A 16,117-nucleotide genomic window follows, 5' to 3' on the forward strand; every position below is an offset into this window, starting at 1 on the left:
CCTTGCCTTATTCGGTGGAGCTCTGCCTCAGGGCGGCGAGCCGGGTGGCGACATCGGCGAACGGAAGCCCGTTCACCCGGTCGAGTGTGGTGACGAGGTCCGCGTCGATCGACGCAAACCCTCCAACCGCTCCCGCCATGCCGACGGCCATGGCCCCGATCGTGTCGGTATCGCCACCGAGGTTGGCGGCGAGGAGCGCGCAGCGGTGCGGATCAGCCTGTGCCCTGACAGCGAGGGCAATCGCGGCCGGTACGGACTCCGTGGTTTCCGTACCACTGCCGACAATATTGTAGATGTTCTCGAGAAACGCATCGTCGTCGATGCCCATGCCCGCGAGCGTGATTCCCCATTCGGCGCGTGCGGTCAGTGACGCTCCAGCAACGTCTTCGCCCCGCTGCATCCCTCGATATCCCGCATCGAGAGCTGCTTTCGCCGCGGTCTCGACGGTGGCGGCGACGGCCGAATCTGCCGTGAGCGCCGATGTAATCGCACTGTCGATGTAGCCGGCCACCATCGCGGCCCCGGCGATGGCGATGTTGGTCCCGTGGGCAATGCGGCACGACGCCTCGACCTGGTTGACGAGGCAATCGAGGTTTCCACCCCGCATGCCGACGATGCCGATGGGCGCAATCCGCATGGCGGCGCCGTTTGTCGTTCCTGCCACCCCGGTGGCCGTGGCATCCGCACCGTTGCGGAGGGCCGTAATCACCCGGGCGCTTGTCGGTCCGAGGAAGTGCCCTTCTGACGCGCCGACCCGGTCCGCCCAGGCGACGAGGTCCCTGGCGAGCGTGACCACGTCGACGGTTCCGCCGGTCGAGAGCATCGACTCAGCGAGCATCAGCATCTGTTGCGTGTCATCCGTCACCTGTCCCGCCACGAAACCATCCACGACGAAGTGGCCGTCCGGCCCGTCGAGAAACCTGTCGATGCGTCCGAAGTGGTCCTGGATGTGCTTCCGGGACCACAGTTCTCCCGGCATCCCCATCGCATCGCCGAGCGCTACCCCGTAGACGGTCCCGAGCGCGCGGTCGAGCAGGATGGGGTTGAGGGTCGACGGTGTCGACGTCTGGGAGGTCATCTGGAGGGCTCCGGTCTGGGGCAGTTGACGGTGGCGATGCGCGTGATCGGAAGGTCGGGGCGGATGCTTCTCAGCACGGTTTCGGCAGCGGATGTCGCCGAAACGAGCACGCAGGTGGACGGCCCCGCTGTCGCGTGCACGTCGAGGTCGTGAGCGACAGGCTCGGCGGCGAGCCCGGAGGGGCTGAGAAGGTCGGCCAGTTCGGCCAGGATTCCCCGAGACCCGACGGGCAGGCACTCGTGCACTCCCGCTGTCGCGGCGATGCGGAGGGTTTCCGCGAGTGACGGCATCCGTGGGTCGCCGACGACCAGCCGGTGTTCCGGAGCGCTCAGTGGCACACCGACGCAGAGGATGCTGTCGCCGGGTTCGGTGCTGCCGACGGTGAGCGCCGACGCGGTGCCGATGGCGGTGACACCGAAGCCCGTGGCTGTCACCGTCACGTTATCCTCGGTGGACCCCGTGACGCCGGTGTCGGGGTCGAGCCCCAGTTCGCCGGCCAGTGCGCGGAACTCCGCGATCATCTCCAGGCCACCCGCCCCGAGCGAGAGGGAGAGCGTATTGACGATCAGCGATGGTTTCGCGCCGGCGCAGATCAGTTCCAGAAGCGGCACCCGGGCGCCGAAGTGGGCGACTGTCCTGTTCTCGGTGAGAAAAGTGTCTCCGGGCAGTTCACCGATCCCTCCGACCGAATCGCAGGCCACGACGATCGTCGTGCCGCCGGGGCCGGGCAGAAGGGTCAGGTCGCGGAGCCTACGGGGTACGGATGCCGTCACGCGCTTTCCTGCGTGAACGCCGTGGTAACCCTGCCGGGATCAGCGAGTAACTGGTCTGCCGCGTGGAGAGTCGTGACGTAGTAGAACCGGTCCCCGCGAAGCAGGGTCTCGGCGTATTCGACCGGCTTTCCGCCGGAGTCGAACGTCGTGCGATTGATCAGGAAGACGGCCGTTCCGGGTGCGCACTCGAGCTGTTCTGCCTCGAACCGATCGAGTGAGGTCGCCCTGAGCGTCTCGGTGGCGTGATCGAGGGTGATTCCCTGCTCGTCGACAAGCAGCCGGAACAGGGACTTATCGGTCATGTCGGTGCCGAGCAGGCTGGCACCGATTGCCGCCGGCATCCATGACACCTCGTAGGTGCTGGCGACGTCGCCGATGTAACGGACGCGCGCGAGCCTGATGGTCGACAGGGCATCGTCGGGGACCCCCAGTTCGCGTCTGGCGCTCGCGCTGGGAGCGTGGTAGCCCAGCTCGACGACACGGGTTCGGATCGTGTCGACTCCGCCGCCGACTTCATCACTCAGGCCGGAGAGAAGCCGAAGGCTGCCCTGGACCTGGTTCCGTTGGACAAAGGTCCCTGCGCCACGGCGACGAGCCACAACGCCGTGGCGTTCGAGGCCCTCGTATGCCTTGCGTACCGTGACGCGGGAGACCCCGAGGGCATCCGCGAGTGAGCGCTCAACCGGCAGCTGGGTGCCATGCGGAAGCTCATCGGTTTCGATGAAGCTCTCGATCGCATCCCGGACCTGTAAGTAGAGTGGCGCGGATCCGCCGAGGTGGCTCCGAACATACCCAACCATGGCCTCGGACATCGATGACTCCCTCCGGTGCAACCACAAGCGTTGTATTGCTCATTGACAAGCCGATTCGCGAAGAACCATGATACCAATATTGCCAATTGGATCTATATCGTACCAACCTGCCTTCGGATTGGATATACCTGTGACTTCCCGCTCCTCCCGTGCAATAGCGACGGCGACCCTGGTTTTTCTCGCCCTCCCGGCCCTGGTCGCGTGTGGCCAGGCGCCCGATAGCGCCGCTCCGGAGGGCGCAGGGGATTCGGGAGACTTCCTCGCCTGTGCTGTGTCTGGTGCTGGCGGCTGGAACGACAACTCGTTCAATGAGCAGGTTCGCGACGGGCTGGACCGGGCCGAAGCAGAGCTGGGGGTCGCGACCATTGCTTTCGAGGCCGACACCTCCGACGATTTCGCGCCGGGCCTCGACAGCCTCATCGAGCAGGACTGCAACCTGATCTTCAGCGTCGGTTTCGACGCCAACGCGGGAGCAAACGCCGCTGCTGCGGCGAACCCCGACATCAACTTTGTGTCTGTCGATGGTTTCCAGACCGAAGAATCGATTACAAACTTCAAGCCGGTGACGTACCTGATGGACGAGTCGAGCTACCTCGCCGGTTACCTCGCAGCCGCCCAATCGAAGACCCACACGATCGGCACGTTCGGTGCCGTCCAAAACGAATCCGTCACGTCGTTCATGGACGGCTACTACTACGGGGCACAGGCATGGGCGGAGGAGAACCAGACCCCGACGAAGGTCGCCGGGTGGGACGCCGAAGAGCAGGTCGGTACCTTCGTCGGCGACTTCGTGAACCAGGTGCAGGCGAAGTCGATCTCCCAGGTGCAGATCGATCAGGGTGCAGATGTACTGTTCCCTGTCGCAGGCCCGCTCTTCGTCGCTGCGGCCGAGGCGATCCGTGACAACGGAAACAGCGCAATGCTGATCGGTGTCGATTCCGATATCTCCGTCACCGCACCCGACTTTGCTGACATTGCGCTGACGAGCGTTGAGAAACGGATGACGAACGCGGTCGTCTCGATCATCGATGAGGCGAGCACCGGCGAATTCGACCCGACGCCGTATGTGGGAGGCCTCGACAACGAGGCGACGGGCCTCGCCGGATTCGGCGAATTCGAGGCAGAGATTCCGGACGAGCTCGAGGCGCGGCTGGACGAGCTCCGCATATCCATCATCAACGGGAACGTAAAGACCCGGGGCTGAGCACTGGCCGCGGTTGCGGCTGGCTCAGTCGCGCGTCTCTTGCGGCCCCAACTCGATGCCACTCGGTGTGCCGGTTGCACGGCGGATGGGGAAGTCTGCAGACTTACCGCATGGCGTTGTGCGGATCACCGCGTCGGCGGGTTCTTCGAGGGATGTGGGCGGTATGAACGACGACGACGAGGTGGACCTGCTCGTTGACGCCTGGGCTACGCGCATCCCGGAGATCGACTTCACTCCGCTTGATGTGATGTCGCGCCTTCGTCGCGTCGCGCTCCGCCTGAACGAACTGAGGGCAGAGGCGTTCCGCCGAGCGGATCTGAGCAGCTGGGAATTCGACGTCCTGGCCGCGCTTCGGCGCGTCGACCCTCCCCACGAAATGAGTCCGATGGCGCTCTCGCGAGCAACCATGATCGGGACTCCCGCGATGACCAACCGCCTGGAAAACCTCCACGAGCGCGGTTTGATCGTGCGTAAGCCGAACCCCAATGACGGCAGAAGCAACCTGGCGCGTTTGACGGCCGAGGGCACGGCGCGCGTCGATGCAGCGATGATCGCTCTCGTTCGGCTCGAGGCGGACGAGCTCGAGGTGCTGACCAGCCAGCAGCGCGCCCAGTTCGCAGCCTTGCTCAGGCAGTTGGGGGCTTCGAGCAGCTGATCGTGCCGCTGCAGATCTGTGGCGTGCATCGCTGGCCGCGGCATCCGTTCTGGAACCCCGAGACCCCTCCCGCGTAGGCTTGTCCTGACTCCGCGGTGCGCGCACCGATTGCCGGCCTCGAACGAAAGCAGAACCGTGCAGGTATCACCCCTGATCTGGACTCTCACTATCGTCTTCATCCTGGCGCTGCTGGCGTTCGACTTTTTCTTCCACGTGCGCAAGGCCCACGTTCCGACGCTCAAGGAAGCAGCGATCTGGTCGTCGATCTACATCGGCATCGCGGTAGTTTTCGGCCTCGGAGTTCTCATTTTCGGAGGCACCGGCCCCGGCTCGGAGTATTTCGCCGGCTACATCACCGAGAAGGCGCTGTCTGTCGACAACCTCTTCGTCTTCCTGATCATCATGTCGAGCTTCCGGGTTCCCCGTGAAGACCAGCAAAAGGTGCTGCTGTTCGGCATAGTGTTCTCGCTCATCGCGCGCACCGCGTTCATCTTCCTCGGCGCAGCGCTCATCAACTCGTTTGCCTGGGTTTTCTACTTCTTCGGACTCATCCTCCTGCTCACGGCGGGCAACATGCTCAAGCCGAAGAAAGACGAAAAGGACGAGGCAGACAACCTCATCATCCGGTTGGCGAAGAAAGTGCTCCCGACATCCGAGCACTACGACGGAGACAAGCTCTTCACTGTCGAGAACGGGAGGCGCGTTCTCACTCCGATGCTCCTCGTCATGGTGGCCATCGGTGGAACCGACATTCTCTTCGCGCTCGACTCGATCCCGGCAATCTTCGGACTCACGCAGGACGTCTTCATCGTGTTCACTGCGACGGCGTTCTCGCTGCTCGGGCTTCGCCAGCTCTTCTTCCTCATTGACGGGCTCCTCGACCGCCTCGTTTACCTGTCATACGGCCTCGCCGCGATTCTCGGATTCATCGGCGTCAAGCTGATCCTGCACGCGCTGCACGAGAACAACGTGCCGTTCATCAACAACGGTGAGCACGTTCCCGTTGTCGAGATCAGCACCGGCGTCTCGCTGACCTTCATCCTTGGCGTACTCGTCGTCACTGTCGTTGCGTCAATGGTGAGTCCGAAGGGCAAAGCGCATGCCGCGATCTCCGGAGCGCGCCGCCACGCAACCTCATACGTCGACCTCGAATACACGGCCGACCAGAGCGAGCGTAATCGCATCTTCGCCCAGCTCGTGGTCGAGGAGGAGGCCATCCGTTCCCTGCAGCCCAAGTACCGTCAGTGGGTTCGCGACGAGGCGGAACTCATGGCGCTTCTCAAGCGGGCGCACGACGAGCACGACCAGTCCCTGGCGAAGTAATACTCAGCCCGAAAGGGGCCGACGCTCTCCAGGAGGGCGTCGACCGCCTTCGGGCCCCGTCGGTTAGAGAACCGCGGGTACGAGCACCCGGTCAATGCCGTGCAGAACTCCATTGCTCGCGCGGATGTTGAGCTGCTTCAGGATGAGGCGCGGGTCGCGAAGACTCGTGTTCTCGTCGCGGAGCGTGGTCAGCCGTGGTTTGATCACCCCTCCATTCGCCATGGTGATGGACTTGGAGAGGAGAACCTCGATCGCTCCAAGTGAGCGGTCGGGCACCACGTGGTACAGCAGGACGTTGCTGATCTGTTCCGTGGTGAGTGCTGTCGTGATCGTCGTCAGCGCTGCAGCCTCACTCGCGGGCGCCGCACCGGTCAGATCTGTCACGAGCCGGGTAAACGCGCGGTCGTTCGGTGCAAAGACCGTGAACCGACGCGAGGTGTCTGCGAGCACCGGTGCCAGCCCGGTGGCTCCCAACGCCTGGATCAGCAGATCGTAGTCGTACGGGTTGTTGTCGGGGGTTCCACCACCGGATGCCGCGACAGCGACGTCGACGATGGAGCCGGTGGGGGGTGTGGAGCCGTGCGCACTCGCTGGCGCGATCGGTCCGACGAGGATCAGGGCCGCTGCGGCGGCGACGATCGCGGAGACTGTGTTCTTCTTTTTCATGTTCGGCACTCCTTTGTCATGGCATCTCTATGCCCCGAATGGGTGCCTCCCGCGAAGGAGCATACGACAGTCGCAGAGCCAGCGCCATAGCCAAAAAAACTTCCACACTATTTCAGCGTGGGTGCATCCAAACCGTGCGCTGAGGCGGAAGTACCTGTGAGAGCGCGGGTGTGTCCGCCTGATCCTGGCCGGGTGCCTCTGTCTTGGGTTCCGGCGGCGCATCCCGCTTTCTCATATCCCGGCGTCCGCCGGGATTCAGCACGGCACGACGGCGGGACGCGATGTCAGCGGATCACACTCCAGCCCGGCTCGACGACGGGCGGGGCTGGTCTCGGGGAGGTGAATGGTCGAGACTATCGGTGGCGGCGCGCTCAACTGAGCACCGACCGACTCCAACGTCTCAACCGCGACTCCGGACCGAGAGGTCACACACCGACGTGACGGACCACCCTGATGCCGATATCGCCGCGCGATTCAGTGCGGGTGACGAGCGAGCGCTCGCCGACGCATACGCCCGATTCTCACGCGTCGTGTATTCCCTGGCCCGACGGGTCCTCGGCGTCGATGCCGACGCTGAGGATGTGACACAACAGGTATTCATCGCAGCGTGGCGCGGTCGCGAAACCTTCGATGAGACCAAGGGGTCGCTCGGCGCCTGGCTCGTCGGAATCACCCGCAGGCGCATCGCCGATGCGCTCGAAGCACGCTCACGCCTTCGAAGAATCGAGGAGAGCTGGGCGGATGCCGCGGGCACAAGCGCACAACCCGAAATCGTGGATGTCGCCGACCGGCTGATGATTGCCGACGAGCTGGAACGCCTCGACCCGGTTCCCCGGCGCGTCATGGCGCTCGCGTTTTACGGCGACCTGACACACTCGGAGATCGCAGAGACCACAGGAATCCCCCTGGGCACCGTGAAGAGTCATATCCGGCGAAGTCTCGGCAAGTTGCGCACACGATTGGAGGTGGCTGATGACGCACCTCGATGATGACGAGCTGATTCTCTACTCCCTCGGAGAAGTCACACCGGATGCCGCACAGCGAGAGCACCTCGATGCCTGTTCCGTGTGTGGCGCGGAGCTGAGCGCTTTGCAGCGTCTCGTGAGCGCGGGACGCTCCAGCGACGCCACCGATCTCGTTGAACCACCCGATTCCGTGTGGCAGCGGATCCACGCAGAACTCGACCTGTCGCCGGAACTCGAACCGGTTCCGCGCGACGTCGCTACACAGCCCGTGGTTAGCAGCGTCGAACCTCCCCGAGAGACGGCCTCACGGGGCGCGTCGCCCGACCGGCCCCGGCGCGAACGCCGCAGGGGGATGCCCCGCCCGGTGACAGCCCTGCTCGTTGCGGCGGCGCTCGTGGTCGGACTGATCGCGGGGATTGCAGGCACAGTGCTGTTCTCCCGGCCCGATGATCCGCGACTCCTGGCCCAGGCTGAGCTTGAACCGTTCCCCGATTGGGACGTTTCAGGATCGGCACGCGTCGAGGAGACCGGTTCAGGCACGCGCCGCATCGTCGTGGACGTCGCGGCACCCGGGGAGGGGCTGACGGAGGTGTGGCTCATCGATCCCGAAACGTCCGGGCTGGTCAGCCTCGGACTGCTCGGTGGCGAGTCGGGCACATTCCTGATTCCCGAGGGTGTGGACCTGTCCCGCTACACAGTGGTCGATGTGTCGCGGGAGCCCGTCGACGGGAATCCGGCCCACTCGGGTGACTCGATAGTCCGCGGCGAGCTCCGCGGCTCCTGAGCTTTTATTTGCCCGCCTTTCCTCCTACCGAAAGGCGGGGAACAGGCGGAGAATGGCGGCATGGCCGAGGACGCGGCTGGTCCGCACTTCGAGCAGCCCGCCCCGCCGAGCGTGCGCGCCCAGTTGCTCGCAACCGAGCACTGGGGGTTGCTTGCTGCGCGCGGCACGGCACAGAGCGAAGTACTCTCCCGGATCGGAATCCTCCTGACGCTCGTTTCCGCCGGGCTGGTCAGCCTCGCGCTCGTCGGCCAGGCCACCGGCTTCTCGGAGGCTTTCATCGCTTTCGCCATTGGCGTGCTGGCCTTCATCGTTCTGGTTGGCCTTCTCACGCAGGTGCGGGTGATCAACATCGGCATGGAGGATCTCATGTACGTCGTCGCCATGAACCGGCTGCGAGGTGCGTATGTGGAACTCGACGGCGATATCGGCAGGGTGCTCCTGTCGTCCCCGTACGATGACTTCGCCGGAGTCCAGCAGACCTATTACTTCTTTACGCCGAAGCGGAACCTGAGCCAGTTCCTCGGCAGCACCATGTTCTTCATCATCCTCATCAATACGGCATTGCTCGGCCTTCTCACCGCCGCGATCACCATGGTGTTCACGTCCTCAACACTGATGGCTGTCGCGATCGGACTCGGCGTCGCTGTCGTCTTCCTGGTCCTGTGCTTCTGGCTGGGGAACCGGCACTTCCGACGCACACTCGCCGAGTACCGGCCGGAGTTTCCGTCACCGTCCCCGCCGCCGGGATCATCGGTGGCATAAGCTCGCCCCATCCACTTGCCAGCGGAAGGTGCAGAACATGCCACGGATCGTCGTCATCGGTGCAACCGGCCACGTCGGAAGCGCTCTCGTTCCCCGGTTGGTTGCGGCCGGCCACGATGTCATCGCGGTGAGCCGCGGCATCCGCTCACCGTATCGAGAGGATGCCGCCTGGCAACAGGTGCGGCGGGTCGAACTCGATCGCGAAGCCGGTGATGCCGACGGCACGTTCGCGGGCGCGATCGCCGACCTCGACGCCGACATCGTCGTCGACATGATGTGTTTCACCGAGAGTTCTGCCGCGCAACTCGTCGAGGCTCTCCGTGGGCGGGTCGAGATTCTCCTCAGCGCGGGAACGATCTGGGTGCACGGGCCGGCGGTCTCCGTGCCGACCCGCGAGTCGGACGACAGGAACCCCATCGGCGACTATGGAATCAACAAGGCGGCGATCGAGGCCCTCCTTGCGGCCGAAACCCGAAACGGCGGCCTGCGGACCGCGGTTCTGCACCCCGGGCACATTTCAGGGCCAGGCTGGCCGATGGTCAACGCGCAGGGAAACTTCGACACCGGCGTGTGGGAGACCCTCGCCGCTGGCGAGACGCTGGTCCTCCCGAATCTCGGGCTCGAGACCGTGCACCACGTTCACGCGGATGACGTCGCGCAGGCGTTCCACAAGGCGATCGAGCACCCTGGCGCTGTGGCGGGGAAGAGCTACCATGTGGTGTCGGAACGGGCCATGACGCTCCGCGGAATCGCAGAGACCGCCGCGCGCTGGTTCGGCCGCGAGCCGCGACTCCGGTTCGCCCCGCTCGAGGAGTTCCTCGCCACGCTGACACCGGAACACGCGGACGCGTCACGCGAGCACATCTCCCGCAGCCCGTCAATGAGCATCGCGGCGGCAGCTACCGACTTCGGCTATGCGCCGCGCTTCACCTCAGCGGCAACGATCGCGGACGGCGTGCGGTGGCTCGTGGCCGACGGGCAGGTCGACACGGGTGGTCGGCCCTTGAGGGAGTGACCCCCGCGCCGCGCCTGGGCTGCCGTGCTGGGAGTTCCCGTGCTGGGAGCGCCCCGTGCTCAGCCCACAACTTCGCCGGTCGCGTCATCCGCTGAGGCGTCGAAGAGGTCGTGGCCGCCGATGGGATCCCCGTCCCACTCCACAACGTTCCAGCCGTCGACCGGGCTGCCGGTCACGATGATGACGCCCGTGTTCGACAGCGGATGCTCGGCGGCGTAGTCCCCGTCGATGTTCGCGGCGCGAGCGGCGACCCAGGTGCGGATGGCCGCGCCATGGCTGACCACGGCCGCCGTCGACGTACCTCCCTGCGCTACCCGCTCGACGGCGCCGTCAAATCTCTCGAAGAATTCGTGGCCGTCGTATCCGCCCGGCATGGAGCGGGAGAGATCGCCGGCCGCCCAGGCGAAGACGGTTTCCAGGTACGCCAGATGTGACTTGTGATCACTGTGTCCCTCGAGTGATCCCGCGTGAATTTCGTGGATGCCATCGATGATGCGGGTGTCGAGGCCGCGATCGACGGCGAGGGGTTCGGCGGTGAGCTGGGTCCTGATGAGTGTGGATGCGAACAGTTCTTCGATGTTCTCGGCGCGGAGCGCACGGGGAATGGCGCGCGCCTGACGAGTGCCGAGCGCCGTCAGTCCCGGCCCGGGATAGGCGGTGTCGAGCAGGCCACGCACGTTGGATGGGGTCTGACCGTGCCGAATGAAGAGAATCCGCACTGTGTGGCCTTTCGCAGAGAGTGAAGCTGGAACACCGCGGAGCTGTACCGGGTGGGGGATGGGTTTCCAGTCTCGGTTGACCGTGCCCTGGAGGCAAGTGCGTCGGGTGCGAGCGAGTCGGTGGACTTTTTGCATAGAGCGCTTGGCGTGTCGCAACAAAGCTGTCTATGCTCCTTAACATTCGAACATAGATACGCATCAGGGAGTCACAATGAACGGCGTGAGGGATCGAACCGCGACGGTGTGGACCGACGGTGATCGGCCGTTGCGAATGTTCTGGCAAGACAAACGGTGGCGGGTCTCCGACACCCCGACAGGGATCTACGGCGAACCCGATTTCGCTCACCCGCTACTCACGCACTCGCCCGTCGTGCGCATCGGGTGGCGATTCCAGGTCACCGACGACGAGGGAGAATCCGTGGTCGTGGATGCCATCCAGGACGACGGTCAGTGGGTCATCGCGAAAACGTACCGGTAGACGGGAGAGAATGGTCGTGTGACACATTCGCTCCCGGCACCGCGGTACGGCCAACCCGCCACGATGCCGCGATGAGCGACGGAGCGGTGGCTGATCGCGTGACGCAACTTCGTGACACCGCGAGCGAGCGCATCAAGGACGCCGCGGAGCGCGCGAACGGCGATCCCAAGGTGCGGATCGCCGCTCGTGCAGGACTCGTCGCCAACGGGATCATTCACATTCTCATCGGCTGTATCGCCATCGGCATCGCCTGGGGCGCCTCTGGCCAGGCTGACCAGTCGGGGGCTCTCACCGCCGTGGGTTCCACCCCGGTCGGCAGCGTCCTGCTCTGGGCGGCTTCAGCATCGTTCCTCGGCCTCGCCATCCTGCAGGGCAGCGAGGCGGCGCGGGTCTATTCGATTCACCGGGGGCTCGTTCTTCTTCGCCGGTGGACCAACGTCGCCAAGGGGCTCGGCTACACGGGTATCGCCATGGTGACGTCGCTCTATGCCCTCGGCGGCCGGCACAAGGGCTCCGAGGTTTCGCAAACGCTCAGTGCTGACCTGCTCAACACCCCCGGTGGGGTCTTCGCGCTCGTCGCTGTCGGTGTGCTCGTCGGCACCGTTGGCGGGACCCTGATCTTCCGCGGGCTTTCGCGCAATTTCCGCGAGGAACTCGAGCCGCTCTCCGGCGCCCGCTCACACGTCGTCGTCACGCTGGGGCTCATCGGGCACACGGCAAAGGGTGTCGCACTCGTGATCTCCGGCGTGCTGTTCCTCTGGGCCGCGGCATTTGCCGATCCGGATGCCGCGCGCGGCGTCGATGGCGCGCTGCGGGTTGTCGCGTTTCTCCCCCTTGGCGAAGCTCTGCTCGTCGTGGTGGCGAGCGGCTTTGTCGCGTACGGGTTCTACCTCTTCGCTCGCGCGCGTTTTCTCCGGAAGGGCCCGCTCGTGGTCGTCACCCGGAAGGACCGCAGGCGACTGCAGCGCGGCGAGGCGCTCGACATCTGAAATACTCGTGCGCGGTGTGCGGTGCCCGCGCATGCAAATGGCCCGGTCCCACCTGAGGTGAAACCGGGCCACGACTGGCCTACTTGTTGAAGGCATCCTTCACGTGTTCGCCAGCCTGCTTGAGGTTTGCCTTGCTCTGGTCTTTTTGGCCATCAGCCTGAAGTTTTTCGTTGTCGGTAGCTCCGCCAAGGCCTTCCTTGGCCTTGCCCATCGCTTCTTCAGCGCTGTTGCCGATCTTGTCTCCGAGTCCCATAGGCTTCTCGCTTTCTGTCGTTGCGAACCACAGTGTGGTCGGACAGTTTCACACTAAGCGCTGCCCGGGCCGGTCTCAAGGCCTTGACAACGGATGCCGCTGCACTGGCGCGATCAGGCGCCGTCGGCGTCCGAAGCCGCGTCGGCGTCGCTGTCAGGGGCAGAGTCCTTGTTCACGTCCGGCCGGTTCAGGGGAGGAATGTGGTCCTCGCCCTCAGCGCTTTCCGGTACGGAACCTTGCGACGTTCCGCCGCCCGTCGCGGTGCTGCCGGGTCCGAGGAGGGCTGCGTCCGGGGCATCCGGGTTATCGTCGCCGATATTCGACATGGTTTCTCCTCAGCTCGTGGGCCAGTTGCCGGCCCGGTGACGGTGAACGGCCAGTCTGCACGGCGTCGCACGCGGGGTCAAACCGCGGACAGGGTGGCACCGTGAAAGTAACCGGGCGGAAGCGGACCGCGTTGTTGCTCTCGCCGGGGCGGAACTGGCCCTGTGGTGCACGGCGTTGTCGGGCTACATTGTCTGCATGCCAGAGCGCGACCTGCCGACCAGACTCGATGAGAGCCTGCCGGACGTTGACTGGGACCGCGTCGTACCCGGCGCTCGCCGCTGGACGTTCAGCGCACCGAGCGGTCCGCTCGCCGCTCTGGAGTCCGGGATCCCGTCAACAGAACGAGCGGTCCTCGTCCCGGGGGTGACCGGTTCGAAAGAGGATTTCCGGTTCGTGATGCCACAGCTCGTCTCGGCCGGATATTTCGTGCAGAGCTTCGACATGGCGGGGCAATACGAATCGTGGCAAGCGGGACCGGAGAACCTCCGCCCGCCTCGCCCCGAATACGACTATGACCTGTTCGTGGACGACCTGATTGCTTTTCTCGAGGCGGGCAGCACGCCCGTACATCTCCTCGGATATTCGTTTGCCGGCGTCGTCGCGCAGCTCGTCGCCGCGCGCCGGCCTGACCTCATTTCGAGTCTCACCCTGCTCAGCACGCCCCCCGTTCCCGGCAGGGCCTACCGCTCGATCAAACGAATCGGCTGGCTCGATCGCTTCGTCGACGCGCGGGGGAGCGCGCTGTTGATGAAGCTCGGGATCGTATGGAACGTGCAGCGGGTTCCTCCGGGCCGGTTACGGTTCGTGCGAGCGCGTTTTGCGCTCACCCGCAAGGAGGCACATCGGCAGGTCATGGGCCTGCTGTCGAGGACGCCCGACCTGGCCGACGCCCTCGCCGCTCAACCGTTTCCCAAACTCGTCGCCGTGGGGATGCACGATCTCTGGCCGCTCGGGCTTTATCGCCGGTTCGCGCAGAGGCTCGGCGCAACGATCGCGGTCTACCGCACGGGTCACAGCCCCTGCGAGACCGCGCCGCATCAACTCAGCCGCGACCTGCTTGAGCTTTTCTCCAGGGCGCGAGCGGAGCGCCGATGAGCCCGGCCGCGCGCCGCTGTGCGCGCCGGCGCCAGAATGGCTGCTCTCGTTCGTTGACGAACACCGTGGCGAACCCCCACCACACCCGCCGGAGAAAGCCAGCAACGGTGCCGAATGGGCGCGCGGAGATCGACATACCCAGACGACTGTCGAAAATCACGCGCATGTCCGGCTTGATCCGGTAGCTGAGATCGAGGTCGTCGTGGATGTCGTTGCGTGACAGGTGGAGGCCGTCTCGCATCCGCTGCCACGCATCGGCCCTGAGCGCGAAGTTGGATCCGAAGAGGGGAGGGTGGCCGAGCAGGTACGCGATGAGCGTGAAGTACGCACCCAGGAAGCAATACCGCCCGAACCAGCGCGAGAATGCGGTGCCGCCGTAGAACGAGGCGGTTCCCGTGATGGCGGATGCTTCGGGCAGCGACCGGAAGTCCGCCTCGATTCGCTCCAGCCAGTGTGGTGGCGGAACCGAGTCGGCGTCGAGTCTCGCGAGGATGTCTCCGGTTGCCGCATCGAAACCTGCGGTGGTCGCCCACAGGATCCCGCGGTGCGGCTCTGGCACGATGCGCGCGCCCGCGTGGCGTGCCACGTCGGTCGAGGCATCCGTCGATGCATTGTCGACCACGATCACTTCGTCGGCTGGCCGGGTTTGTGCCGCGATGGCCGACAGGCACGTACGGAGCAACTCTGCGTCGTTATAGACGGGGATGATGACGGAGATCGAAGGCACCCCCCAACACTAGGGAGACTGCGGGATGAACACAGGGGCTTGCGCCGCGGGTCCGCGGATGCCGGTCGGATCGCAACCCCTACCTCGAAGTGTTCGAGTGCCGATATCGTGAGTGCATGGTTGACGAAAACGATGTGCGAATGACGCTGCCCACTGACCGCAAAGACCGCGGTCCGGAGATGGGTGAGGCGGTGCAGATCCTCAATCTCGAGGAGATTCGCGAGGACCTGGCGTCCACCATTTCGGCCATTCGCGAGAAGGTGTCGACGGGCATGCTCATCGCTGTCGCCGTCACGCTTGCTGGCATCGTTGTCGCCGCCACTCTGGCCATTGTGAGGGGTGATCATGGCGACGACCGCTGACGACCGGTCGCAGGCCGCGCGCGACGACGACGACACGGTCCTCGCCGCTGCGCCGTCCGATAAGGAACTCGCCGAGGACTCCGACGCAGATCGGGATGCCCCTCGCCGAGCCAGGCTCACCCCGAAGGGACTGCTCGCCGTCTATTCGCGTGCCTTCCGTGAGTTCACCAAGGACCAGGTCGGTGACATTGCGGCCTCGCTCACCTACTTCGCAATTCTCGCGCTGTTCCCCGCGATCCTCGCAATCGTCTCGCTGTTGTCGCTCATCAACCAGGGCACCAACGTGACCGACGGTCTGCTCAGAATCTTCAGTGAGATTGCTCCGCGCGACACCGTCGAGACCCTGGAGGGCCCCATCGAGGACCTGACCAGGACGCCGGCGGCCGGCCTCGGTTTCGTCGTCGGTCTTGTCGGTGCCATCTGGTCGGCATCCGGCTATGTCCGGGCGTTCTCGCGCGGGATGAACCGGATCTACGGCGTGCAGGAAGGCCGGCCGTTCCTCAAATTCCAGCCGGTCATCCTCCTGATCACCATCATCTCGCTCATTACCCTCACCCTCATGGCGCTCATGATCGTCCTGAGCGGTGACATTGCTGAGGCTGTCGGAAGCGTGATCGGCCTGGGCGAAACGGCGCTTCTGGTCTGGAATATTGCCAAGTGGCCGGTGATCGCGTTCCTCGCCGTGATGATCCTCGCGATGCTCTATTACGCGACGCCCAACGTGAAGCAGCACCGGTTCCGGTGGCTGACCGTTGGTGCACTGACCGCACTTGTGGTGTGGGCTCTCGCCACCCTCGGATTCTTCTTCTACGTCGCCAACTTCGGCAGTTACGACAAGACATACGGCACCCTCGGTGGCGTGATCGTCTTCCTGCTCTGGCTCTACCTCAGCAACATGGCACTCATGTACGGCGCCGAGGTCGACGCGGAGGTTGAGCGGGTTCGTGAGCTGCAGGCCGGCATCAAGGCGGAGTACGCCATCCAGCTGCCGCTGCGCAGCACCGCGCTCATCGACGCTGCAATCGAGGCCGAGGCGAAGGCCGTGCTAGCGTCCAAGAAGCTGCGGCAGGACTGGCACGCCGAACACGCGCAGGGCTCCGAAGGCGCGTAGTCGCCACCGGCGCGGACGG

Annotated in this window: 20 protein-coding genes; 12 read left to right on the forward strand and 8 right to left on the reverse strand. The window is 64.9% G+C overall.

What is annotated here, in order from left to right:
* Positions 1-7: 7 nt before the first annotated feature.
* From AC1C2N_RS00490 to AC1C2N_RS00500, 3 genes are read right to left on the reverse strand one after another with little or no spacing between them, the layout of a single operon-like run.
* Positions 8-1,078: an ADP-ribosylglycohydrolase family protein gene (locus tag AC1C2N_RS00490; RefSeq protein ID WP_483405079.1), complete on the reverse strand. Its 1,071-nt coding sequence runs from the start codon at positions 1,076-1,078 to the stop codon at positions 8-10.
* Complete coding sequence (locus AC1C2N_RS00495; protein WP_483405080.1) at positions 1,075-1,851, reverse strand: hypothetical protein; 777 nt, start codon at positions 1,849-1,851, stop codon at positions 1,075-1,077. The genes AC1C2N_RS00490 and AC1C2N_RS00495 overlap by 4 nt, the downstream gene beginning before the upstream one ends.
* Positions 1,848-2,663, reverse strand: coding sequence for a GntR family transcriptional regulator (locus tag AC1C2N_RS00500; RefSeq protein WP_483405081.1), 816 nt, complete (start codon positions 2,661-2,663; stop codon positions 1,848-1,850). The genes AC1C2N_RS00495 and AC1C2N_RS00500 overlap by 4 nt, the downstream gene beginning before the upstream one ends.
* Before the next feature lie 130 nt (positions 2,664-2,793).
* Between AC1C2N_RS00500 and AC1C2N_RS00505 the strand changes: the two genes are divergently transcribed.
* The 3 genes from AC1C2N_RS00505 to AC1C2N_RS00515 all read left to right on the forward strand — a co-directional run bounded on the left by AC1C2N_RS00505 (position 2,794) and on the right by AC1C2N_RS00515 (position 5,845).
* Positions 2,794-3,867, forward strand: a complete 1,074-nt coding sequence (locus tag AC1C2N_RS00505; RefSeq protein ID WP_483405082.1) for a BMP family lipoprotein — start codon at positions 2,794-2,796, stop codon at positions 3,865-3,867.
* A 163-nt stretch (positions 3,868-4,030) separates the two neighbouring features.
* Positions 4,031-4,522: a MarR family winged helix-turn-helix transcriptional regulator gene (locus tag AC1C2N_RS00510; protein ID WP_483405083.1), complete on the forward strand. Its 492-nt coding sequence runs from the start codon at positions 4,031-4,033 to the stop codon at positions 4,520-4,522.
* Positions 4,523-4,657: 135 nt separating this feature from the next.
* The gene (locus AC1C2N_RS00515; RefSeq protein ID WP_483405084.1) at positions 4,658-5,845 is read left to right on the forward strand and encodes a TerC family protein; all 1,188 of its coding nucleotides are present in this window, start codon (positions 4,658-4,660) and stop codon (positions 5,843-5,845) included.
* A gap of 63 nt (positions 5,846-5,908) precedes the next feature.
* On the opposite strand, the gene AC1C2N_RS00520 is transcribed toward AC1C2N_RS00515, so the two are convergent.
* Entirely contained in the window at positions 5,909-6,511 is a 603-nt protein-coding gene (locus AC1C2N_RS00520) for a fasciclin domain-containing protein (RefSeq protein ID WP_483405085.1), read from the reverse strand.
* 437 nt (positions 6,512-6,948) lie between these two features.
* Between AC1C2N_RS00520 and AC1C2N_RS00525 the strand changes: the two genes are divergently transcribed.
* From AC1C2N_RS00525 to AC1C2N_RS00540, 4 genes are read left to right on the forward strand one after another with little or no spacing between them, the layout of a single operon-like run.
* Positions 6,949-7,500, forward strand: coding sequence for an RNA polymerase sigma factor (locus AC1C2N_RS00525; protein ID WP_483405086.1), 552 nt, complete (start codon positions 6,949-6,951; stop codon positions 7,498-7,500).
* Positions 7,484-8,260, forward strand: a complete 777-nt coding sequence (locus AC1C2N_RS00530; protein WP_483405087.1) for an anti-sigma factor — start codon at positions 7,484-7,486, stop codon at positions 8,258-8,260. Before AC1C2N_RS00525 ends, AC1C2N_RS00530 begins: the two co-directional genes overlap by 17 nt.
* Before the next feature lie 60 nt (positions 8,261-8,320).
* Positions 8,321-9,022, forward strand: coding sequence for a hypothetical protein (locus tag AC1C2N_RS00535; RefSeq protein ID WP_483405088.1), 702 nt, complete (start codon positions 8,321-8,323; stop codon positions 9,020-9,022).
* A 37-nt stretch (positions 9,023-9,059) separates the two neighbouring features.
* On the forward strand, positions 9,060-10,037 hold the full coding sequence (locus AC1C2N_RS00540) for an NAD-dependent epimerase/dehydratase family protein (protein ID WP_495432442.1): 978 nt from the start codon (positions 9,060-9,062) through the stop codon (positions 10,035-10,037).
* A 59-nt stretch (positions 10,038-10,096) separates the two neighbouring features.
* Here the strand turns inward: AC1C2N_RS00540 and AC1C2N_RS00545 are convergent, their stop codons facing one another.
* On the reverse strand, positions 10,097-10,756 hold the full coding sequence (locus AC1C2N_RS00545; RefSeq protein ID WP_483405090.1) for a histidine phosphatase family protein: 660 nt from the start codon (positions 10,754-10,756) through the stop codon (positions 10,097-10,099).
* Positions 10,757-10,976: 220 nt separating this feature from the next.
* On the opposite strand from AC1C2N_RS00545, the gene AC1C2N_RS00550 reads away from it, so the two are divergent.
* Both AC1C2N_RS00550 and AC1C2N_RS00555 read left to right on the forward strand, forming a co-directional pair.
* Positions 10,977-11,234, forward strand: a complete 258-nt coding sequence (locus tag AC1C2N_RS00550; RefSeq protein ID WP_495432443.1) for a hypothetical protein — start codon at positions 10,977-10,979, stop codon at positions 11,232-11,234.
* 71 nt (positions 11,235-11,305) lie between these two features.
* Positions 11,306-12,223 carry a DUF1206 domain-containing protein gene (locus tag AC1C2N_RS00555; RefSeq protein WP_495432444.1) on the forward strand — a complete coding sequence of 306 codons (918 nt, stop codon included), beginning with the start codon at positions 11,306-11,308 and terminating at the stop codon, positions 12,221-12,223.
* A gap of 79 nt (positions 12,224-12,302) precedes the next feature.
* On the opposite strand, the gene AC1C2N_RS00560 is transcribed toward AC1C2N_RS00555, so the two are convergent.
* Positions 12,303-12,476: a CsbD family protein gene (locus AC1C2N_RS00560; protein ID WP_483405093.1), complete on the reverse strand. Its 174-nt coding sequence runs from the start codon at positions 12,474-12,476 to the stop codon at positions 12,303-12,305.
* A gap of 113 nt (positions 12,477-12,589) precedes the next feature.
* On the reverse strand, positions 12,590-12,802 hold the full coding sequence (locus AC1C2N_RS00565) for a hypothetical protein (RefSeq protein WP_495432445.1): 213 nt from the start codon (positions 12,800-12,802) through the stop codon (positions 12,590-12,592).
* Positions 12,803-12,998: 196 nt separating this feature from the next.
* On the opposite strand from AC1C2N_RS00565, the gene AC1C2N_RS00570 reads away from it, so the two are divergent.
* On the forward strand, positions 12,999-13,898 hold the full coding sequence (locus AC1C2N_RS00570) for an alpha/beta fold hydrolase (RefSeq protein ID WP_495432446.1): 900 nt from the start codon (positions 12,999-13,001) through the stop codon (positions 13,896-13,898).
* Here the strand turns inward: AC1C2N_RS00570 and AC1C2N_RS00575 are convergent.
* A complete protein-coding gene (locus tag AC1C2N_RS00575) occupies positions 13,846-14,625 on the reverse strand; it encodes a glycosyltransferase family 2 protein (RefSeq protein WP_495432447.1) in 780 nt (259 codons plus the stop codon). The genes AC1C2N_RS00570 and AC1C2N_RS00575 overlap by 53 nt on opposite strands.
* Positions 14,626-14,741: 116 nt before the next feature.
* On the opposite strand from AC1C2N_RS00575, the gene AC1C2N_RS00580 reads away from it, so the two are divergent.
* On the forward strand, positions 14,742-14,987 hold the full coding sequence (locus AC1C2N_RS00580; RefSeq protein ID WP_483405097.1) for a hypothetical protein: 246 nt from the start codon (positions 14,742-14,744) through the stop codon (positions 14,985-14,987).
* Entirely contained in the window at positions 14,971-16,098 is a 1,128-nt protein-coding gene (locus AC1C2N_RS00585) for a YihY/virulence factor BrkB family protein (protein WP_495432448.1), read from the forward strand. Before AC1C2N_RS00580 ends, AC1C2N_RS00585 begins: the two co-directional genes overlap by 17 nt.
* The last annotated feature ends 19 nt before the right edge of the window (positions 16,099-16,117 follow it).

Source organism: Mycetocola sp. Y791 (assembly GCF_059445325.1).